This is a genomic window from Streptomyces sp. NPDC052043 (genome assembly GCF_044548235.1).
Classification (GTDB): Bacteria; Actinomycetota; Actinomycetes; order Streptomycetales; family Streptomycetaceae; genus Streptomyces.
In genome coordinates this window covers 113680-130476 of the sequence record NZ_JBIUBT010000015.1, presented here as the reverse complement: position 1 = coordinate 130476, position 16797 = coordinate 113680, and the positions used below count along the sequence as shown (strand labels likewise).

The following is a 16797-nucleotide window of genomic DNA, read 5'->3' as shown; positions in this document are numbered from 1 at the left end:
CCTTTCTCCTCATCTTCCTCACGACGCATCTCGCCGTGAGACGGATTTGGCACCTTCCCTAGCCGGGAGCCTCGCGAAGACGATCTGCTGTGCGCGCACAGCGATCGTCACGAGAACCGGCTGGAGGGTTGCCGGGGCTTCATCGGGCCGTGTCCCTCTGCCCCTCTGGATGAGCGGTATGCGGTTGTGACGCGGAGGCGACCCCCGGCATGGGATGGTCGGCCGCGTTGTTCAGACTGTAACGGAAGGCCACAACGGTGGAGAGGTTCGTCCGAAGCGCGAGACGACACCGTGGGACGACCCCGCGGGACGACACCGTGGGACGACACCGTGAGACGACAGTGAGGAGCCGCCGACCGTGCTGGAAGAAGTCGAGCGCTGGCTGGCCAGCCGCTCCTGGTCCGTGGCCGACCGGCCGCTCCACCAGATCCTGGCGGCCAAGCAGCGCACCGGTCAGTCGGTCTCCGTGGTGCTGCCCGCGCTGAACGAGGAGGCGACGGTCGGCGACATCGTCTCGGTGATCCGCCGCGACCTCGTGGAGCGGGTACCGCTCGTCGACGAGATCGTCGTCGTCGACTCGGGCTCCACCGACCGCACCGCCCAGGCGGCCGCCGCCGCGGGCGCCCGGGTGGTGCACCGCGACGAGATCCTGCCCCGCCTGCCGGCCGTGCCGGGCAAGGGCGAGGTCCTGTGGCGCTCCCTGCTCGTCACCCGCGGGGACGTCATCTGCTTCGTCGACGCCGATCTGCGCGAGTTCTCCTCCGACTTCGTCACCGGCATCGTCGGCCCGCTGCTCACCGAACACGACGTCGACCTCGTCAAGGCGATGTACGACCGCCCCTTCACCGTGCCCGGCGGCAACGCCCCCACCTCGGCCGCGGCCGGACAGGGCGGGCGGGTCACCGAGCTGATGGCGCGCCCGCTGCTCAACATGCACTGGCCGCAGCTGGCCGGCTTCGTGCAGCCGCTCGGCGGCGAGTACGCGGCCCGCCGCTCCCTGCTCGAACAGCTGCCCTTCCCGGTCGGCTACGGCGTCGAACTGGGCATGCTGGTCGACGCGCTGCACCTGGTGGGTCTGGACGCGCTCGCCCAGGTCGACGTCGGGGTGCGCAGGCACCGGCACCAGGACGGGCAGGCGCTCGGCCGGATGGCCGCCGCGATCTACCGCACCGCCCAGCTGCGCCTGGCCCGGGGCCACCTCGTGCGCCCCCGGCTCACCCAGTTCGAGCGCGGCGAGAACGGCTTCGAGCCGCGGACGTACCGCGTGGACACCGAGGAGCGTCCGCCGATGGCCGAGATCGCGGAGTACGCGGCCCGGCGGGTGGCGTGAAACACCGGCCTCGCCCGCATTCCGGCGGCTACGGAGCGGAACCGTACGTTTGAGTGTTTCGGGGCCGGGCTAGGTTGAGGCGTATGGCTTCTACGCACGGTGCCGAGGTACTGGTCGCGTCCAACCGCGGCCCGGTTTCGTACAGGGTGCGCGAGGACGGCTCGCTCCACTCCCGGCGCGGAGGCGGGGGGCTGGTGTCCGGGCTCTCCGCGATCGGCCCGGAGGCGGGCGCGGTGTGGGTGTGCGCGGCGCTGAGCGACGCCGACCGGGAGGCGGCGGGCCGCTTCGAGGGCGGGCGCCGGCTGCCGTCGGAGGCGACCGGCGGGCAGCAGGTGCGGATGCTCGACATCGACGCGAAGGTCTTCTCCGACGCCTACAACGGCATCGCCAACTCGGTGCTGTGGTTCGTCCACCACATGCTCTACCAGACACCGTTGGAGCCGGTCTTCGACGCGGAGTTCCGGCGCCGGTGGACGTCCTACGAGGCCTACAACCTGGCCTTCGCCGAGGCGCTGGCTCAGGAGGCCGCCGAAGGGGCGGCCGTGGTGGTCCAGGACTACCACCTGGCGCTCGTGCCGGGGATGCTGCGCGACTTCCGGCCGGATGTGCGCATCGGGCACTTCTCGCACACGCCGTGGGCGCCCACGGACTACTTCCGGATCCTCCCCGACGACATCGCCGAGCAGGTGCTGCGCGGGATGCTGGGCGCGGACCGGCTGGGCTTCCTGACCCAGCGGTGGGCGGACGCGTTCACCGGGTGCTGCGACGCGCTCGTCGGCGGGCTCGGGGGCACTCGGATCGGGGTGCACGGGCTGGGCGCGGACGGGGAGTTCCTGCGGGAGCGGTCGCGCCGGGCCGACGTCGAGGGGCGGATGGCGGCGCTGCGCGAGGAGATCGGCGCCGGTCCGGACGGGAGCCCGCGCCGGACGATCGTGCGGGTGGACCGGACCGAGCTGTCCAAGAACATCGTGCGGGGGCTGTACGCGTACCGGCAGCTGCTGGAGGAGCGCCCACAGTGGCGCGAGCGGGTGGTGCACGTGGCGTTCGCCTACCCCTCGCGGCAGGACCTCGCGGTGTACCGGGAGTACACGGAGCAGGTGCGGCGGGTGGCCGAGGAGATCAACGCGCGGTACGGGACGCCCGGCTGGACCCCGGTCCTGCTGCACGTGGAGGACGACTTCGCGCGGTCGCTCGCGGCGTACCGGATCGCCGACGTGGCGCTGGTCAACCCCATCCGGGACGGGATGAACCTGGTCGCCAAGGAGGTGCCGGTCGTCTCCGACGCGGGGTGCGCCCTGGTGCTGTCGCGGGAGGCGGGGGCGTACGCGGAGCTGGGCGAGGACGCGGTCGTCGTCCATCCGTACGACGTGGTGGGCACGGCCGGGGCGCTGCACCGGGCGCTGAGCATGCCGGGCCCCGAGCGGGCGGAGCGGACGAGGCGGCTGGCCGCCGCCTCGACCGCGCTGCCGCCCGCTCAGTGGTTCCTGGACCAGCTGAAGGCGCTGGGCGGCTGAGCCGACCGAGCGGACGGGCGGACAGGCGGACGAGCGGACTCGCGGACGGGCAGGCGGGCGGACGAGCGGACTCGCGGACGGGCGGACGGACGAGCGGGCGAGCCGACGAGCCGACGAGCTAGGCGAGGTGGTCCGCCAGGTTCCTCAGCAGGGCCACCACCCCGGCCGGGCCGTCCACCACCAGGTCGGCCCGCTCCGACACCGCCATGACCTCCGTGCTGCCGCTGCAGACCAGGACGCCCGGGACTCCGTCCGCGCGGAGTTCGTCGACCGCGGCGAAGGCGGGGAGGTCGCCCAGGTCGTCGCCGGCGTACAGGACCGACGTGGCGCCCAGGTCGCGGGCGCAGTCCAGGAGGGCGACGCCCTTGTCCATGCCCGCGGGGCGCAGTTCGAGGACCATGCGGCCGGGCTCGACGATCAGCCCGTGGCGGGCGGCCAGGTCGGCGAGGGGCTCGCGCAGCGCCTCGAACGCGGCCTGCGGGTCGTCGGCGCGGCGGGTGTGGACGGCGACCGAGCGGCCCTTCTCCTCGATCCAGGTGCCGTGCCAGGCGCCGATCCGGTCGAGCAGGCCGGGCAGTTCGGCGCGGGCCGCGGCGACGCCGGGGGGCGGGGGCGGGGCGGTGAGAGTGCCCGTGGCGGCGTCCCAGCGCTCGGCGCCGTAGTGGCCGAGGACGACCAGGTGTTCCAGGCCGGGCACGCCCGCGAAACCGCCGTGGCGCACCGCGACGCCGGGCGGGCGGCCGGTGACCACCGCGACGGCGGCCACCTTCGGGGCGAGCGCGGAGAGCGCGGGCACGGCGTCCGGGTGGGCGCGGGCCTGGTCGGGGTCGGGGACGATCGGGGCGAGCGTCCCGTCGAAGTCGAGCGCGATCAGCGCGTGCCGGGGCCGCGCGAGGATCGCGGCGAGCCCGTCCCGGCCCGCCCGGGTGAGGGGCGTCGGCAGGGAGGAGACGGGGGCGGTCGAGTCGGTGGCGTGACTGTCCTGGCTTCCCATGGGGCGAACCTATCCCTCGCCGGCCGCGGGCACTCCTCCGTTCCGGACGGGTCTCACCGCTCGGCGCGCCGGGCCTCGCGCACCCGGCGCAGCCGGTTCACGGTGACCGGGTCGTGGGCGAGGGCGCGGGTGTCGTCGAGGAGGGCGTTGAGGAGCTGGTAGTAGCGCACGGGCGACAGGCCGAGCTCCTCCCGTATCGCCCGCTCCTTCGCACCGGGACCGGCGAAGGAACGGCGCTCCAGGGCGAGGAGGCCTCGCTCCCTGTGGCCTAGCTGCTGTTCCCGGTCGTCGTCCATACCAGGCACCTTAGAGGGTCGTCCCCAAGGGCTTCACCGCTCATAGGCGGTCAGGGGTACGTGATTCCGTACTGGACGCCCTTCGTCTCAGGGTTGTAGATCTTCGGACCCGGTCCGCCCTCCGCCCTCACCGTGACGCACACTTGGTACTTCTCTCGGTGCACCAGGTCCTGGCGAACCTCGTATTCCTGCCACTGCGGGTGAGTGTGGGGCGTGGGCCAAGCCTCCTTGGATGGGAACATTTTCCCTTTCTGACTCTGGCTATCGGGGTAGACAACCTCGTTGCCGGAGGCATCCTTCAGCCAGAGGTAGACGTCCACCAGTTGAAAACCTGACGTGGTGCGCCACTCGGCGATCATGTAGAGCCTGTCGCCGTCGACCCGCCCGCAAGAGCGGATCTCCACACCGGACACATCCGCCGTCCTCCAGGGGCCGCAGCCTTGAGCCGGATTGGGCGGCGGGCCGGGCTGCGATGCGCTCTGGGCGGGCGCGGGGGGCTCTGCGGCCTTCTCCGTGGACTCGGAGAGGGCCTGCTCCGTGGACACCGAACGCACCGTGCTCCGTGACGGGCTCGGCGACGGGCCCTTGGACGACGGCTTCTCTTCAGCCGAGGCGGTGACCACAGGCGTCGCCACCTCGCCGACGAGGCCGGCGTCCGCTGCTTTGTGCCGTTCCCACAAGTCCACGCCTACCAGGGCGCCGAGTGCCAGGATCACCGCGCCGACCAGAGACCACGTCAGGCCCGCCTTCGCGGAGCCCGGAGCCGACGCGGGGGCGGGCGCCACGGGCATGGGCGGGTAGTGATGGTGCTCGTGGATGGTTTGATCGCGACCGGTCTGGTACGTCCGCGCCTGGTCCGTGGGCGTCGCGGCAAAGGACTGCGACGGCTTGCCCGGGTGGTCGCCGGCATCGGCCGACGGCGGCTCCGGGAGAGGCGGCTGGGGAGTCTGTCCGGTCATCGGTCGCTGATGTGCATGTCCCCAGCAGACTGGTAGACGCGCGCGTGGCCGGTTGCTGAGGCGTGGAAGACGGCAGAGGGCGTCTGGTTTTGCTGCTGCGCCGAAAGCGCGGGGGTGAGCTCCTCATCCAGTACGCGGCGAAGCTCGAGAGCAAGGTCCGGGCGGGTGGCGAGCAGCCTGCGGAAGCGCAGGCCCCATTCCTCCGCGGAGACCTCGGCATCGGTGCCGTTGCCCGCTTCGTTGCCGTCGGCGAGCAGCAGGGTCCGGGTGTCCGTCAACTCGGCCTCGATGGTGTCCGCCCGATCGGGGTACGCCCTGCGCCACAGCGCGCCGACCGAGGCTCGAGCCCGCTCCCACAGCTCGGTGGTGAGCGCGGTCACAACCGTCGTTCCGGCGGTCGACGCCAGGGCCAGGAGCTCGGGGTCCACAGCCACCCTCCTCGGGTCCGTGTGCCAGCGGAGCCGCCATCCTACGGCACGTAATCCCTTGCTGGATAAGCGAGTTGGGGCGCGACGCAGATGGCGGAGAAGGACGCTTGGGGAAGGCGAGAACCGGGGAGACATCCTTTCCGGGCGATATGCCGGACAGCTGCCAAGTGGTCCCGCCTGTCAGCCGTCGGCGCCGCACAGCGGGCGGATTGGGGGAGAGATGACGGACGACGGCTGCACGCCCTCGACAGGCGACGGGGCCGGCGGTACGCCGGACGGGGCCGGCCAAGGCGGTGGCCGCCTGCTCGGGCGGGCGGCTGAATGGGTTCGCGAGCACGGGCCCCAGACGCTCATCGGGTCCGTGATCGTCACGGTGGTGGGCGCCGTCGTCACGGTGACTCTCACCTCGCTGCTCGGCGAGGGGGGCGGGAGCGGCGGCGGGGGTGGATCCGGTGCGGAGTCCACGCGCCCCCCGGCCACAGCGACGCTCGAGGCCGTGCGCCCGCCCACCTGCTCGGGTGAGACGTGTGACGGGCTCGACCCCAAGACCACCGGATGCGGCGACCGGGCGGTGACCCTGGGCGAGGAATGGGCGTCAACCATGCATCTGGAGATCAGGTACAGCCCCGCGTGCCGCACAGTGTGGGGCAAACTGACCGGCGCGGAGGTGGACGACACTGTCGAGATCCAGACATCCCCCACTCGACACCAGGTCGCAAAGGTAGTGACGGGCACCACCAAGTACACGCCGATGCTTCGCGCACCGGAGGACTTCACCGCGAAGGCGACCGCGGTAGCCGTCAACGCGACCGCGGTCCGGGATGTCGCGAAGGGGCATGTGCTGAGGGTCGGGGCCGGTGCTGCGGATCTGCCCTCGGAACCGGCCACGACGGACGCCATCGCGACCGACTCCGCGAACGCCACCGACTGAACACGCTTCGCGATCACCAGGTGAGTCGACAGGTCCACACCACACAGGTAAGTGGACTAGACCTCTCCCGGGTCGACAGGCCACACTGTTCCACGTGAAACACGTCATCGCCCTCGATGTGGGCGGCACCGGGATGAAGGCCGCCCTGGTCGCCGCCGACGGCTCCCTGCTGCACCGGGCCCGCCGGGCGACCGGCCGTGAGCGTGGACCGGAGGCCGTCGTCGAGGACATCCTCGGCTTCGCCACCGAGTTGCGCGCGCACGGTGCCCGGCACCTCGGGCAGGAGGCGGCCGCGGCCGGCGTCGCCGTCCCCGGCATCGTCGACGAGGAGCGAGGCGTCGCCGCCTACGCGGCCAACCTCGGCTGGCGCGACGTGCCCCTGCGCGATCTGCTCGCCGAGCGGCTCGGCGTCCCCGTGGCCCTGGGCCACGACGTGCGCACCGGCGGGCTCGCCGAAGGCCGGATCGGGGCGGGCAAGGGCGCCGACCGGTTCTTCTTCGTGCCGCTGGGCACCGGGATCGCCGGTGCCATCGGCATCGACGGCCGGGTGGAGACGGGCGCGCACGGCTTCGCGGGCGAGATCGGCCACATCGTCGTACGCCCCGGGGGCCTGGTCTGTCCGTGCGGGCAGCGCGGCTGCCTGGAGCGGTTCGCCTCCGCCTCGGCGGTCAGCCAGGCGTGGGCCGAGGCGTGCGGGGACCCGGACGCGGACGCGGCGGACTGCGCCAAGGCCGTGGAGTCCGGGGACGCGAGGGCCCGGGCGGTCTGGCAGGAGGCGGTCGACGCGCTCGCCGACGGGCTGGTCACCGCGCTCACCCTGCTGGACCCGCGCACGCTGATCATCGGCGGCGGGCTCGCCGAGGCGGGCGAGACGCTGTTCGCGCCGCTGCGCGAGGCGGTCCGGCGGCGCGTCACCTTCCAGAAGCTGCCGTCGATCGTCCCCGCGGCCCTGGGGGACACCGCCGGCTGCCTGGGCGCGGGACTCCTGGCCTGGGACCTGCTCAACACTTCTACGACTTTCCGGAGGTAGCCATCCGATGGCCCCCAGCAAGGTTCTGACCGGAGCCCGGGTGGTGTTGCCCACCGGGATCGTGGACGGCGGCCGTGTGATCGTCGACGGCACGCGGATCGCCGACAACGCCCGGGAGGACGCCGAGACCCTCGACGTACGCGGGCACTGGCTGGTCCCCGGCTTCGTCGACATCCACAACCACGGCGGAGGCGGCGCCTCCTTCTCCGGCACGGCCGACGACGTGCTGACCGCCGTCCGCACCCACCGGGAGCACGGCACCACCACCCTGGTCGCCTCGACCGTCACCAACGACATGGGCCTCCTCGTCAAGCAGGCGGGACTGCTGTCGGAACTCGCCGAGCAGGGCGAGATCGCGGGCATCCACTTCGAGGGGCCGTTCATCTCGCCCTGCCGCAAGGGAGCCCACTCCGAAGAACTACTGCGCGACCCGGACCCCGCGGATGTGCGCAAGCTCGTCGACGCCGCCCGCGGCCGGGCCAGGATGGTCACCCTCGCCACCGAACTGCCCGGCGGCCTGGACTCCGTACGGCTGCTCACCGAACACGGCGTGATCGCGGCGATCGGGCACACGGACGCGACGTACGAGCAGACGGTGGAGGCGATCGACGCCGGAGCCACCGTCGCCACCCACCTGTTCAACGCGATGCCGCCGCTGGGCCACCGCGCCCCCGGCCCGATCGCGGCCCTGCTGGAGGACGAGCGGGTCACCGTCGAGCTGATCAACGACGGTGTGCACCTGCACCCCGCCGCCCTGGAGCTGGCGTTCCACCACGCGGGCGCGGACCGGGTCGCGTTCATCACCGACGCCATGGACGCCGCCGGGATCGGCGACGGCCGCTATCTGCTCGGCCCGCTCCAGGTCGAGGTCGACGGCGGAGTGGCGCGGCTGGTGGAGGGCGGCTCGATCGCGGGCTCGACCCTGACCCTGGACCGGGCGTTCCGGCGGGCGGTGACGGTCGACCGGCTGCCGGTCACGGACGTGGTGGCCGCGCTGTGCGCCAATCCGGCCCGGCTGCTCGGGCTGGACGACCGGGTGGGCTCGCTGGAACCCGGCAAGGACGCCGACCTCGTCCTGCTCGACGAGGACTTCGCGCTGAAGGGCGTGATGCGGCGGGGCGCCTGGGTGGTTGAGCCCCAACTGGGCTGATCCGTCCGCCCGTCCGGCCGCGGGAACCGGTCCGGGGGGTGGGCGGTGGGCCGCGTGTTTGGCATGATCGAGTCTCCAAAACGTCGCGGCGCACGCGCTTACTCGGGGGAGGTCGGCCCAGGTGATCCTCACGGTCACGCTGAACACCGCTCTCGATCTCACCTACCGGGTGCCGTCCCTGCGGCCGCACACCTCCCACCGGGTGTCCGAGGTGACCGAGCGGCCCGGCGGCAAGGGCGTCAACGTGGCCCGCGTGCTGGCGGCCCTCGGCCACGAGGTGACGGTCACCGGCTTCGCGGGCGGGGCCACCGGGCGCGAGCTGCGGGACCGGCTCGCGTCCCAGGCGCCGGGCGTGGTCGACGCGCTGGTCCCGGTGGCCGGCGCGACCCGGCGCACGATAGCCGTGGTGGACCAGCGCACCGGTGACACCACCCAGCTCAACGAGCCGGGCCCGGTCGTCACCCCGGCCGAGTGGTCCGCCTTCCAGGACGTCTACGAGGGCCTGCTCGGCTCGGTGTCGGCGGTGGCGCTGTGCGGCAGCCTGCCGCCCGGGCTGCCGGTGGGCGCGTACGCCGGTCTGGTGCGCACCGCGCGCGCCGCGAACGTGCCCGTGCTGCTGGACACCAGCGGCGAGCCACTGCGCCGGGCCGTGGCCGCCCGCCCCGACATCGTCAAGCCGAACGCCGACGAACTGGCCGAACTCACCGGCTCCCACGAGCCGCTGCGCGCCACCCAGGACGCCCGCCGGCGCGGTGCCCGCGCGGTGGTCGCCTCGCTGGGCGCGGAGGGACTGCTCGCGCACACCTCCGAGGGCCTGTGGCGGGCTGCTCCGCCGTCCCGCGTCCTGGGCAACCCGACCGGCGCGGGCGACTCGGCCGTGGCGGGCCTGCTGTCCGGCCTCGTGGAACGCCTGCCCTGGCCGGACCGCCTGGCCCGCGCGGTCGCCCTGTCCACGGCGACGGTCCTGTCCCCGGTGGCCGGCGAGTTCGACCACGCGGCCTACGAGGAACTGCTGGGCCGGGTGGCGGTGGCCGGGGAGGTCAGCGCGGCGTGATCCCGGTTTCAGTTGTTCTTGAGCTCTAGCTGGTCAAGGTTGGCGTTGCACTGGTTGCCGTCGTTGCAGGCGACCACGATCGTGTTGGTGCCCTTGTTCAGGTTCACGAGCGCCCAGGTCGTCTGCCAGCCCTTCTCCCAGTCGCCTTCAGGCATGCCGGAGAAGTTCTTCATGTTCAGCGGCTGGGAGGCGACGTGGTCGTTGACCACAAGTGTCGCGTTGGCATCCACGCCGGGGATGCCGTAGCGGACGTACAGCCGATAGGAGCCGGACTTTGGGATGCCGTTGACAGTCCAGGTGACCTTGGCTCCGACCTGGTTGAAGCCGGCCACGTAGACACCGCCGTCGGCGTCGGCGCCCTGGACGTCCGACGCCAGGGTCGCGCCGCCGTCCAGGTGCAGCGCCTTGGCGTCGATCTTCGGCAGTTCCTCCGGGGCCTTCTCGCCGGCCTTCTCCGTCGGGGCCGGCTCATCGCTCTGGGTGACCGTGGGGGTGGCGCCGCCGGCCTGGTTGTCGTCCTTCTTGCCGGAGTCGTCGCTGAGCATCGCCACGCAGATGCCGATGACGACCGCGGCGACCACCGCGACGGCGCCGATCAGCAGGCCCTTGGTGTTCGGGCCCCGGCCGCCTCCCTGAGACTGCTTCCGGCCCGTGGGCCCGCCGCCGGGAAGGGTCTCCGGGGCGGCGTAGTGGGCGTTCGGCTGGCCGAACGTGCCCTGCTGCTGCGGGACCTGGCCGTGGGGCGATGCCGGCGCCTGCTGGCCGTACTGCCGCTGACCGACCGTGCGGACCCGGTTGACCGCGTTCGGGTAGCCGTATCCGCCCGAGGGCGGCTGGGCTCCGTTGGCCTGGCCGTCGGCGTACAGGTAGCCGAACGGGTCGTCGTCCTCGGGCGTGCTCGCGCCGCTGTTGCCGGGCGTCATCCCTAGGTACTCCTCAACAAGGTGCGGGGGCGGTACGTCGTGAGATAGGCGAGCCTACCCGCTCCGCGGGGCCCGAACGGGTGACTCATGCCGCACAAGCCGGCCGACCTGCGATCATCCGGCTCGACGATGTTGTTTGGGACGAGATCGTTTCTCGACGTACATCCGCTCGTCGGCTGATTTCAACACTTCGTCCGCCGTCATTCCGCAGTGTGCCCACCCGATGCCGAAGCTCGCCCCGACCCGGACCGCCCGGCCCTCGGCGCGGATCGGCTGGATGATCTCGTTGCGCAGCCGTACGGCGAGGTCCTGGGCGTCGGCCCGGCCGAGGCCGTCGGCGAGGATCACGAACTCGTCGCCGCCGAGCCGGGCCACGGTGTCGCCGTCGCGCACGCCGTTGCTCAGCCGCCGGGCCACCTCGATGAGCACCGCGTCGCCCGCGTTGTGCCCGAACCGGTCGTTGATCGACTTGAAGCCGTCGAGATCGCAGAAGAGGACCGCGAGCCCCTTGGTGCCGTCGTCGTGGTCGCCCTCGGGGGTGACGGTGTGCACGTGGTGGTCGTAGGCGTCGTAGGCCTGGGTGCCGGACCGGAAGTCGAAGCCGTGGTCGTAGCCGGGGTGGCCGTAGGCCGTGTCCTGCGACTCGGTGTCGCCGGCGTGCTCGGCCTGGGGCCGCCGGCACAGCCGGGCGGACAGGCGGGCGCGCAGCTCGGCGGAGTTCGGCAGGCCGGTGAGGGAGTCGTGGGAGGCGCGGTGGGCGAGCTGGAGCTCGCGGCGCTTGCGCTCCTCTATGTCCTCGACGTGGGTGAGCAGGAAGCGGGGCCCGTCGGCGGCGTCCGCGACGACGGAGTTGCGCAGCGACACCCACACGTACGAGCCGTCGCGCCGGCCCAGCCGCAGCTCCGCCCGGCCGCCCTCCGCCGAGGTCCGCAGCAGGGTGCCTATGTCCTCGGGGTGGACGAGGTCGGAGAAGGAGTAGCGGCGCATGGCGGCGGCGGGGCGGCCGAGCAGCCGGCACAGGGCGTCGTTGGTGCGCAGGATCCGGCCGTGCTGGTCGCCGCCCATCTCGGCGATGGCCATGCCGGAGGGCGCGTACTCGAAGGCCTGGCGGAAACTCTCCTCGCTGGCGCGCAGGGCCTGCTGCTCGCGCTCCAGGCGGACCAGGGCGCGCTGCATGTTGGAGCGCAGCCGGGCGTTGCTGATCGCGATGGCCGCCTGGAAGGCGTACATCTGGAGGGCCTCGCGGCCCCAGGCGCCGGGCCGGCGGCCGTTGCGCGGGCGGTCCACCGAAATCACGCCGAGCAGCTCGCCGGAGGAACCGCCGGACCCGCCGGGGGCGTCCATGGGCGCGAAGAGCCGGTCGGAGGGGTGCCACTCGTCCTCGAAGCGCGGCGCGGGTCCGTCGGTGTACCACGTCGGGACGTCGTCGTCGTCGAGGACCCAGCCCTCGGTGTGGGGGATGAAGACCAGACCGCCCCACTGCTCGCCCATGGCCAGCCGCCGGTCCCAGGAGTCCCGGGGGCCGACGCGGCCGGTGATGAACGCCTCCGCGGCGGAGTTGCCGGCGAAGGCGGCCACCACGAGGTCGCCGTCGGGGCGCACGAGGTTGACGCAGGCCAGCTCGTAGCCGAGGCCGTTCACGACGCCGTCGGCGACGGTCTGCAGCGTGTCGGCCAGGCTCCTCGCGGTGTTCATGTCCGCCATGACCTGGTGCAGTTGCCGCAGGGACGCCAGGCGGACGTACGGTTCCGAGTCGGTCTCCATGCTCGCCCTCCCCCCGAGACCTCGCCAGCGAATCAAGGGTGCTGTTCGGCGTGTCGTCTGCGCATTCTCAGCCACTGAATCACAGCGCGGAGCCCACTCGGTACACAGGGTCAACAATTCACTGCCCTTGTGACTCAAGTCACAGATGAACGTGAACAATTGAGTGCGGTTTCTGTCTTTTCCCCGTGCGTTTGGTGAACGCGGGCGTCACGACTGTAGGGACATGATGCACGACACACTCCCCCCGCACTCCCCCGCCACATCCCCCACACTCGTCCGCTGGTCCTAGGTCCGGCTTCGGGCGGAGGCCCGATGCGGCGGCCGCGAACCGGTGGTTAGCGTTCCGTGTGTGTTGAACCCATCCGCCGTGCCGTCCGTCCCCGCCCCCACCGCCTCCGCCTCCGCCGGGTTCCCGGCTCCGCTCGGGCAGCGGGGAGCCCCGCCCGGGCATGCTGAGGGGGTGACCAACGAGGAGTTCCGTGCCGCGATGTCCAGGCTGGCCGCCGGTGTGGTCCTGGTGACCGCGCAGGAGCCGCCGCTCGACCCGGACGACCCGCAGGCGCCGAGCGGCGAGGACGCGGGCATGACAGCCACGGCGTTCATGTCGGTGTCCCTGGACCCGCCGCTGGCCCTGGTCAGCCTGCGCGCGGGCTCCCGCATGGACGACGTGCTCGCCGAGCAACCGCTGTGGGCGGTCTCGGTCCTCGCCGACAGCCAGCACACCGTCGCGGGCCGCTTCGCCATGAAGGGCCGGGTCAGCGACCGCCTGCTGTTCCGGGACCTCCCCCACACCCGCGGCGAGGTCTCCGGCGCCCCGCTGCTGACCGACTCCCTGGCCACCCTGGAGCTGCGCACCGAGCAGCGGGTGGCGGCCGGCGACCACACCCTGGTCATCGGCCGGGTGCTGACGGCCCGCCTGCCCGGTACGCACGGCGAACCGCTGATGTACTACCGCGGCCGCTACCGCCGCCTGGGCTGACGCCCCGCCCGCGCGGCACACCGCCGCTCGGCGCTCCGGGGTCCCGCCGGCCGGCCGCCGACTGGCCGCCGTCGGCCGCTATCCCCAGTCCTTCCCGGAGCGCCCTCGCTTGGTGTCCGAGCGCCGCTTCTTCTCGCGCAGCCGCCGCTCGTTGATGCCTCGCGGCACCCGGGTGGGCCTGCGCGGCCTGGGCGGGGGCGCGGTCGCCTCGGCGAGGAGCGCGGCGAGGCGCACGGCGGCGGCCTCGCGGTTGCGCCACTGGGAACGGTGCTCGGAGGCGCGCACGCTGATGACGCCGTCGACGAGCCGGTCCGCGAGGCGCTCCAGCGCGCGCTGCTTCCACACCTCGGGCAGCGCCTCGGTGTTGGCGAGGTCGAAGCGCAACTCCACCTGGGAGTCAGTGGTGTTGACATGCTGGCCACCGGGCCCGGAGGACCGCGAGAAGCGCCAGGCCAGTTCGGCCTCGGGGAGCGCGACGGAGCCGCGGATGAGATGGGGACCGGACATGTCGTCCATGTTCCCCTTCCCGGCCGCGTCACGTCATCATGTTTTCGCCGCGGGCGTGTTCGATCGGGGTGGGTAAAAAAGGTAAAGGGACGCGGAACCCTGAGGACCCCCCTCGGCGTTCCTATGGGTGGCGATAGCTTCGTCCGCAACGCAACGAGGGAAGGGACTCCCGACAATGGCTGTAAGCCTGTCCAAGGGTGGCAACGTCTCGCTCACCAAGGAGGCACCGGGCCTGACCGCCGTCACCGTGGGCCTCGGCTGGGACGTCCGCACCACCACTGGCACCGACTTCGACCTGGACGCCTCCGCGATCGCGGTCAACGCGCAGGGCAAGGTCTACTCGGACCAGCACTTCGTCTTCTTCAACAACAAGCAGACCCCGGACAACACCATCGTCCACACCGGCGACAACCTCACCGGCGAGGGCGACGGCGACGACGAGGCGATCAACGTCAACCTCGCCGGGCTCCCCGCCGACGTCGACAAGGTCGTCTTCCCGGTCTCCATCTACGACGCCGAGAACCGCGGCCAGAACTTCGGCCAGGTCCGCAACGCCTACATCCGCATCGTCAACCAGGCCGGCGGTGCCGAGATCGCCCGCTACGACCTGTCGGAGGACGCGGCCACCGAGACCGCCATGGTCTTCGGCGAGCTGTACCGCAACGGCGCGGAGTGGAAGTTCCGCGCCGTGGGCCAGGGCTACGCCTCGGGCCTGGTCGGCATCGCCCAGGACTTCGGCGTCAACGTCTGACGACCCCCGGTCCACCGCCCGAGCCCCGGCCCGTCCAGAGGACGGGGCTCGGGCGGGGCTCGGGCGCTGCCCCGATCGGCTCCCCCGGCCGCCCTCCACCCCCGCCGCCCGAAGCACTCGGAGCGCCCGAGCCACCGAGGCTCCGGGGCACCGACGCTCCGGGCCACCGGCGCACGGTAGGTTGCCCGGGTGTTCCTCGAGCCCCTGACTCTCCCGCCGGACCGCGCCATCCCGGGCGGGCTCCTGACCGAGCTGACCGCGCTCTACGGCTCCCAACGCGACTTCCACGCCCTCAGCGGTGACTTCCCCGACCCGGACGACATCCGCCCGGAACAGGTGGCGGCCGCGCTGGCGGACGACCTGGCCGACCCGGACTCGGAGGTGCTGCTCGCGCGCGACGAGCAACGGCTCGCCGGGATCGCGATCACGCTCGCCCACCACCCCGATCCGGCCGACCCGGACCCGTGGATCGGCCTCCTGATGATCGACGCGGGGTCACAACGGCACGGCCTCGGGCGCCGGTTGGCGTCCCTCGTCGAGGACCGCTTCCGCGCCGAGGGCCGCACCGCCGTGCGCCTGGCCGTCCTGGAGAACAATCCCGGGGGCCTGGCGTTCTGGACCGCCCTCGGCTACCGGCACCTCGCGCATCGCCGGGACCGGCAGTTGGGCCGTCCGTGCGCGGTGCTCCGCAAGCGGCTGGACTGAGCGGACCGCCCGGCCGCTGAGGGAACCGGCCGCGGTTCAGTAAGGCGCCGGTTTGCCGTCCCCGTACAGCCAGTCGGCCCAGATCCCGCCGAAGTCCGTGCCCGGGGCCTTCCTCTCCACGTAGGCGGTGAAGTCGGCGGTGTCCGCGTTGCCGTGGCGGTGGGCGGCGGACCAGCCCCGCAGGATGTCGTCGAAGGCGTGGTCGCCGACCGTCTGCCGGATCCTGTGCAGCACCATCGCGCCGCGTTCGTAGACGGGCCGGCCGGAGATGTGCTCGGCACCGCTCGGCCCGGCGGGCGGAAAGGCCCACACCGCCTCGTTCGCGGCGTCGTCGGTGAAGTAGTCGCCGCGCTGGAGCGCGTCGAAGGCCTGCTGCGCGGTCCGGCCGCCGTGGTCCTCCTCCCACAGCCACTGCGCGTACGTCGCGAAGCCCTCGTTCAGCCACATGTCCCGCCAGCTCTTCGGGGTGACGGAGTTCCCGTACCACTGGTGGACGAGTTCGTGGACCAGGGTGCGAAGGTCGGGGGTGCCGGGGAAGACGGGCCGGTTCTGGGTCTCCAGGGCGTAACCCGCGTCTCCGCGACGGCCGACGATCGCGCCGGTGGACGAGAAGGGGTACGGACCGAAGCGGCGCTCCGCCCACTCGACGATCTCGGGGATCCTGGCCAGCACGGCCCGGCTCCCTGCAAGCTGGGACGGCTCGACGGCGACGTACACCGGCAGACCGGTCCTCGTGGTGGAGCGGGTGATCTCGAAGTGGCCGATCGCGACGGTGGCCAGATAGCTCGCCATCGGCTCGGTGGTGCGCCACCTGAACGTCGTACGCCCCCCGCTGGTCGTCTCGCTCCTCAACTCGCCGTTGGAGACGACTTGCAGCCCCTCGGGCACGGTGACCGAGATGTCGTACGCGGCCTTGTCGGACGGGTGGTTGTTCCCCGGGAACCACGCCATCGACCCGACCGGCTCACCGAGGGCGAGCGCACCGTCCGCGGTGGGCAGCCACCCCTCCCGCGCCCCGTCGGGGTCGACGACGACCTCCGGCCGCCCGGAGTAACGCACCGTCGCGGTGAACGTCTCGCCCTTCACCAGGTCGTCGTGCGGGCGCACGGTGAGTTCCTGCCCCGCCCGGCTGAACAGGGCGGCCTTCCCCGCCACCGTCACGCTGCGGACGTCGAGCCCGCTGAGATCGAGGTCGAAGGCGGACAGGTCCTGGGTGGCCCGGGCGGTGATGACCGCGGTACCCGTGAGAAAACGCCGGTCCGGGTCGTAGGCGAGAGTCAGGCCGTAGTGGCCGACGTCGTACCCGCCGTTGCCCGCCCTGGGGAAGTACGGGTCGTGCACGCCGGCCCCGCCGGGGGTGCCCCGCACCCCGCCGTCGCACCCGGTCAGCGTCAGCACGAGCAGGGCGCAGCCGACCGCGGCGGTTCGGACAAGCAGGGCAGATCGATACACGCGCGCGATCCTATGCGGCGCACATGACAC

General features: G+C 72.5%; 17 protein-coding genes and 1 riboswitch. Of the genes, 9 read left to right on the top strand and 8 right to left on the bottom strand.

Annotated elements, in window-relative coordinates; all coding sequences use genetic code 11:
* Positions 1-6: 6 nt before the first annotated feature.
* Positions 7-176, bottom strand: a riboswitch (SAM riboswitch).
* A 182-nt stretch (positions 177-358) separates the two neighbouring features.
* Positions 359-1330 (top strand): glucosyl-3-phosphoglycerate synthase, encoded by a 972-nt coding sequence (locus ACIHCX_RS31455; RefSeq protein WP_400035491.1) that lies wholly within the window; start codon positions 359-361, stop codon positions 1328-1330.
* 83 nt (positions 1331-1413) lie between these two features.
* Positions 1414-2844: a trehalose-6-phosphate synthase gene (locus ACIHCX_RS31450; protein WP_400035489.1), complete on the top strand. Its 1431-nt coding sequence runs from the start codon at positions 1414-1416 to the stop codon at positions 2842-2844.
* A 118-nt stretch (positions 2845-2962) separates the two neighbouring features.
* Here the strand turns inward: ACIHCX_RS31450 and otsB are convergent, their stop codons facing one another.
* Genes otsB through ACIHCX_RS31430 form a run of 4 tightly spaced genes read right to left on the bottom strand, consistent with a single transcriptional unit; the run spans position 2963 to position 5521 of the window.
* Positions 2963-3838 carry a trehalose-phosphatase gene (gene otsB / locus ACIHCX_RS31445; protein ID WP_400035487.1) on the bottom strand — a complete coding sequence of 292 codons (876 nt, stop codon included), beginning with the start codon at positions 3836-3838 and terminating at the stop codon, positions 2963-2965.
* Positions 3839-3891: 53 nt separating this feature from the next.
* Positions 3892-4134: a DUF3263 domain-containing protein gene (locus tag ACIHCX_RS31440; RefSeq protein ID WP_400035485.1), complete on the bottom strand. Its 243-nt coding sequence runs from the start codon at positions 4132-4134 to the stop codon at positions 3892-3894.
* A gap of 50 nt (positions 4135-4184) precedes the next feature.
* Complete coding sequence (locus ACIHCX_RS31435) at positions 4185-5093, bottom strand: hypothetical protein (protein ID WP_400035483.1); 909 nt, start codon at positions 5091-5093, stop codon at positions 4185-4187.
* Positions 5090-5521, bottom strand: coding sequence for a hypothetical protein (locus ACIHCX_RS31430; protein ID WP_400035481.1), 432 nt, complete (start codon positions 5519-5521; stop codon positions 5090-5092). Before ACIHCX_RS31430 ends, ACIHCX_RS31435 begins: the two co-directional genes overlap by 4 nt.
* A gap of 220 nt (positions 5522-5741) precedes the next feature.
* Between ACIHCX_RS31430 and ACIHCX_RS31425 the strand changes: the two genes are divergently transcribed.
* The 4 genes from ACIHCX_RS31425 (at position 5742) to ACIHCX_RS31410 (ending at position 9686) form a co-directional block, all read left to right on the top strand.
* Positions 5742-6452, top strand: a complete 711-nt coding sequence (locus ACIHCX_RS31425) for a DUF2690 domain-containing protein (protein ID WP_400035479.1) — start codon at positions 5742-5744, stop codon at positions 6450-6452.
* Positions 6453-6546: 94 nt separating this feature from the next.
* Entirely contained in the window at positions 6547-7482 is a 936-nt protein-coding gene (locus ACIHCX_RS31420) for an ROK family protein (protein WP_400035477.1), read from the top strand.
* A gap of 7 nt (positions 7483-7489) precedes the next feature.
* Positions 7490-8632: an N-acetylglucosamine-6-phosphate deacetylase gene (gene nagA, locus ACIHCX_RS31415; protein ID WP_400035475.1), complete on the top strand. Its 1143-nt coding sequence runs from the start codon at positions 7490-7492 to the stop codon at positions 8630-8632.
* 121 nt (positions 8633-8753) lie between these two features.
* Complete coding sequence (locus ACIHCX_RS31410) at positions 8754-9686, top strand: 1-phosphofructokinase family hexose kinase (RefSeq protein ID WP_400035473.1); 933 nt, start codon at positions 8754-8756, stop codon at positions 9684-9686.
* Between the two features lie 8 nt (positions 9687-9694).
* On the opposite strand, the gene ACIHCX_RS31405 is transcribed toward ACIHCX_RS31410, so the two are convergent.
* Both ACIHCX_RS31405 and cdgB read right to left on the bottom strand, forming a co-directional pair.
* Positions 9695-10609, bottom strand: a complete 915-nt coding sequence (locus ACIHCX_RS31405; RefSeq protein ID WP_400035471.1) for a carbohydrate-binding protein — start codon at positions 10607-10609, stop codon at positions 9695-9697.
* 114 nt (positions 10610-10723) lie between these two features.
* Positions 10724-12373 (bottom strand): diguanylate cyclase CdgB, encoded by a 1650-nt coding sequence (gene cdgB / locus ACIHCX_RS31400; RefSeq protein WP_400035469.1) that lies wholly within the window; start codon positions 12371-12373, stop codon positions 10724-10726.
* Positions 12374-12833: 460 nt separating this feature from the next.
* On the opposite strand from cdgB, the gene ACIHCX_RS31395 reads away from it, so the two are divergent.
* Positions 12834-13352, top strand: a complete 519-nt coding sequence (locus ACIHCX_RS31395; RefSeq protein ID WP_400035591.1) for a flavin reductase family protein — start codon at positions 12834-12836, stop codon at positions 13350-13352.
* A 78-nt stretch (positions 13353-13430) separates the two neighbouring features.
* Here the strand turns inward: ACIHCX_RS31395 and arfB are convergent, their stop codons facing one another.
* The gene (arfB, locus tag ACIHCX_RS31390) at positions 13431-13868 is read right to left on the bottom strand and encodes an alternative ribosome rescue aminoacyl-tRNA hydrolase ArfB (protein ID WP_400035467.1); all 438 of its coding nucleotides are present in this window, start codon (positions 13866-13868) and stop codon (positions 13431-13433) included.
* A gap of 166 nt (positions 13869-14034) precedes the next feature.
* Here arfB and ACIHCX_RS31385 point away from each other — a divergent pair, with 166 nt between their 5' ends.
* Together ACIHCX_RS31385 and ACIHCX_RS31380 are read left to right on the top strand one after the other, a co-directional pair.
* Positions 14035-14610, top strand: coding sequence for a TerD family protein (locus ACIHCX_RS31385; protein ID WP_400035465.1), 576 nt, complete (start codon positions 14035-14037; stop codon positions 14608-14610).
* 189 nt (positions 14611-14799) lie between these two features.
* A complete protein-coding gene (locus ACIHCX_RS31380) occupies positions 14800-15315 on the top strand; it encodes a GNAT family N-acetyltransferase (RefSeq protein ID WP_400035463.1) in 516 nt (171 codons plus the stop codon).
* 36 nt (positions 15316-15351) lie between these two features.
* Here ACIHCX_RS31380 and ACIHCX_RS31375 read toward each other — a convergent pair whose 3' ends face one another.
* The gene (locus ACIHCX_RS31375; protein WP_400035461.1) at positions 15352-16767 is read right to left on the bottom strand and encodes a M1 family metallopeptidase; all 1416 of its coding nucleotides are present in this window, start codon (positions 16765-16767) and stop codon (positions 15352-15354) included.
* Between the last annotated feature and the right edge of the window lie 30 nt (positions 16768-16797).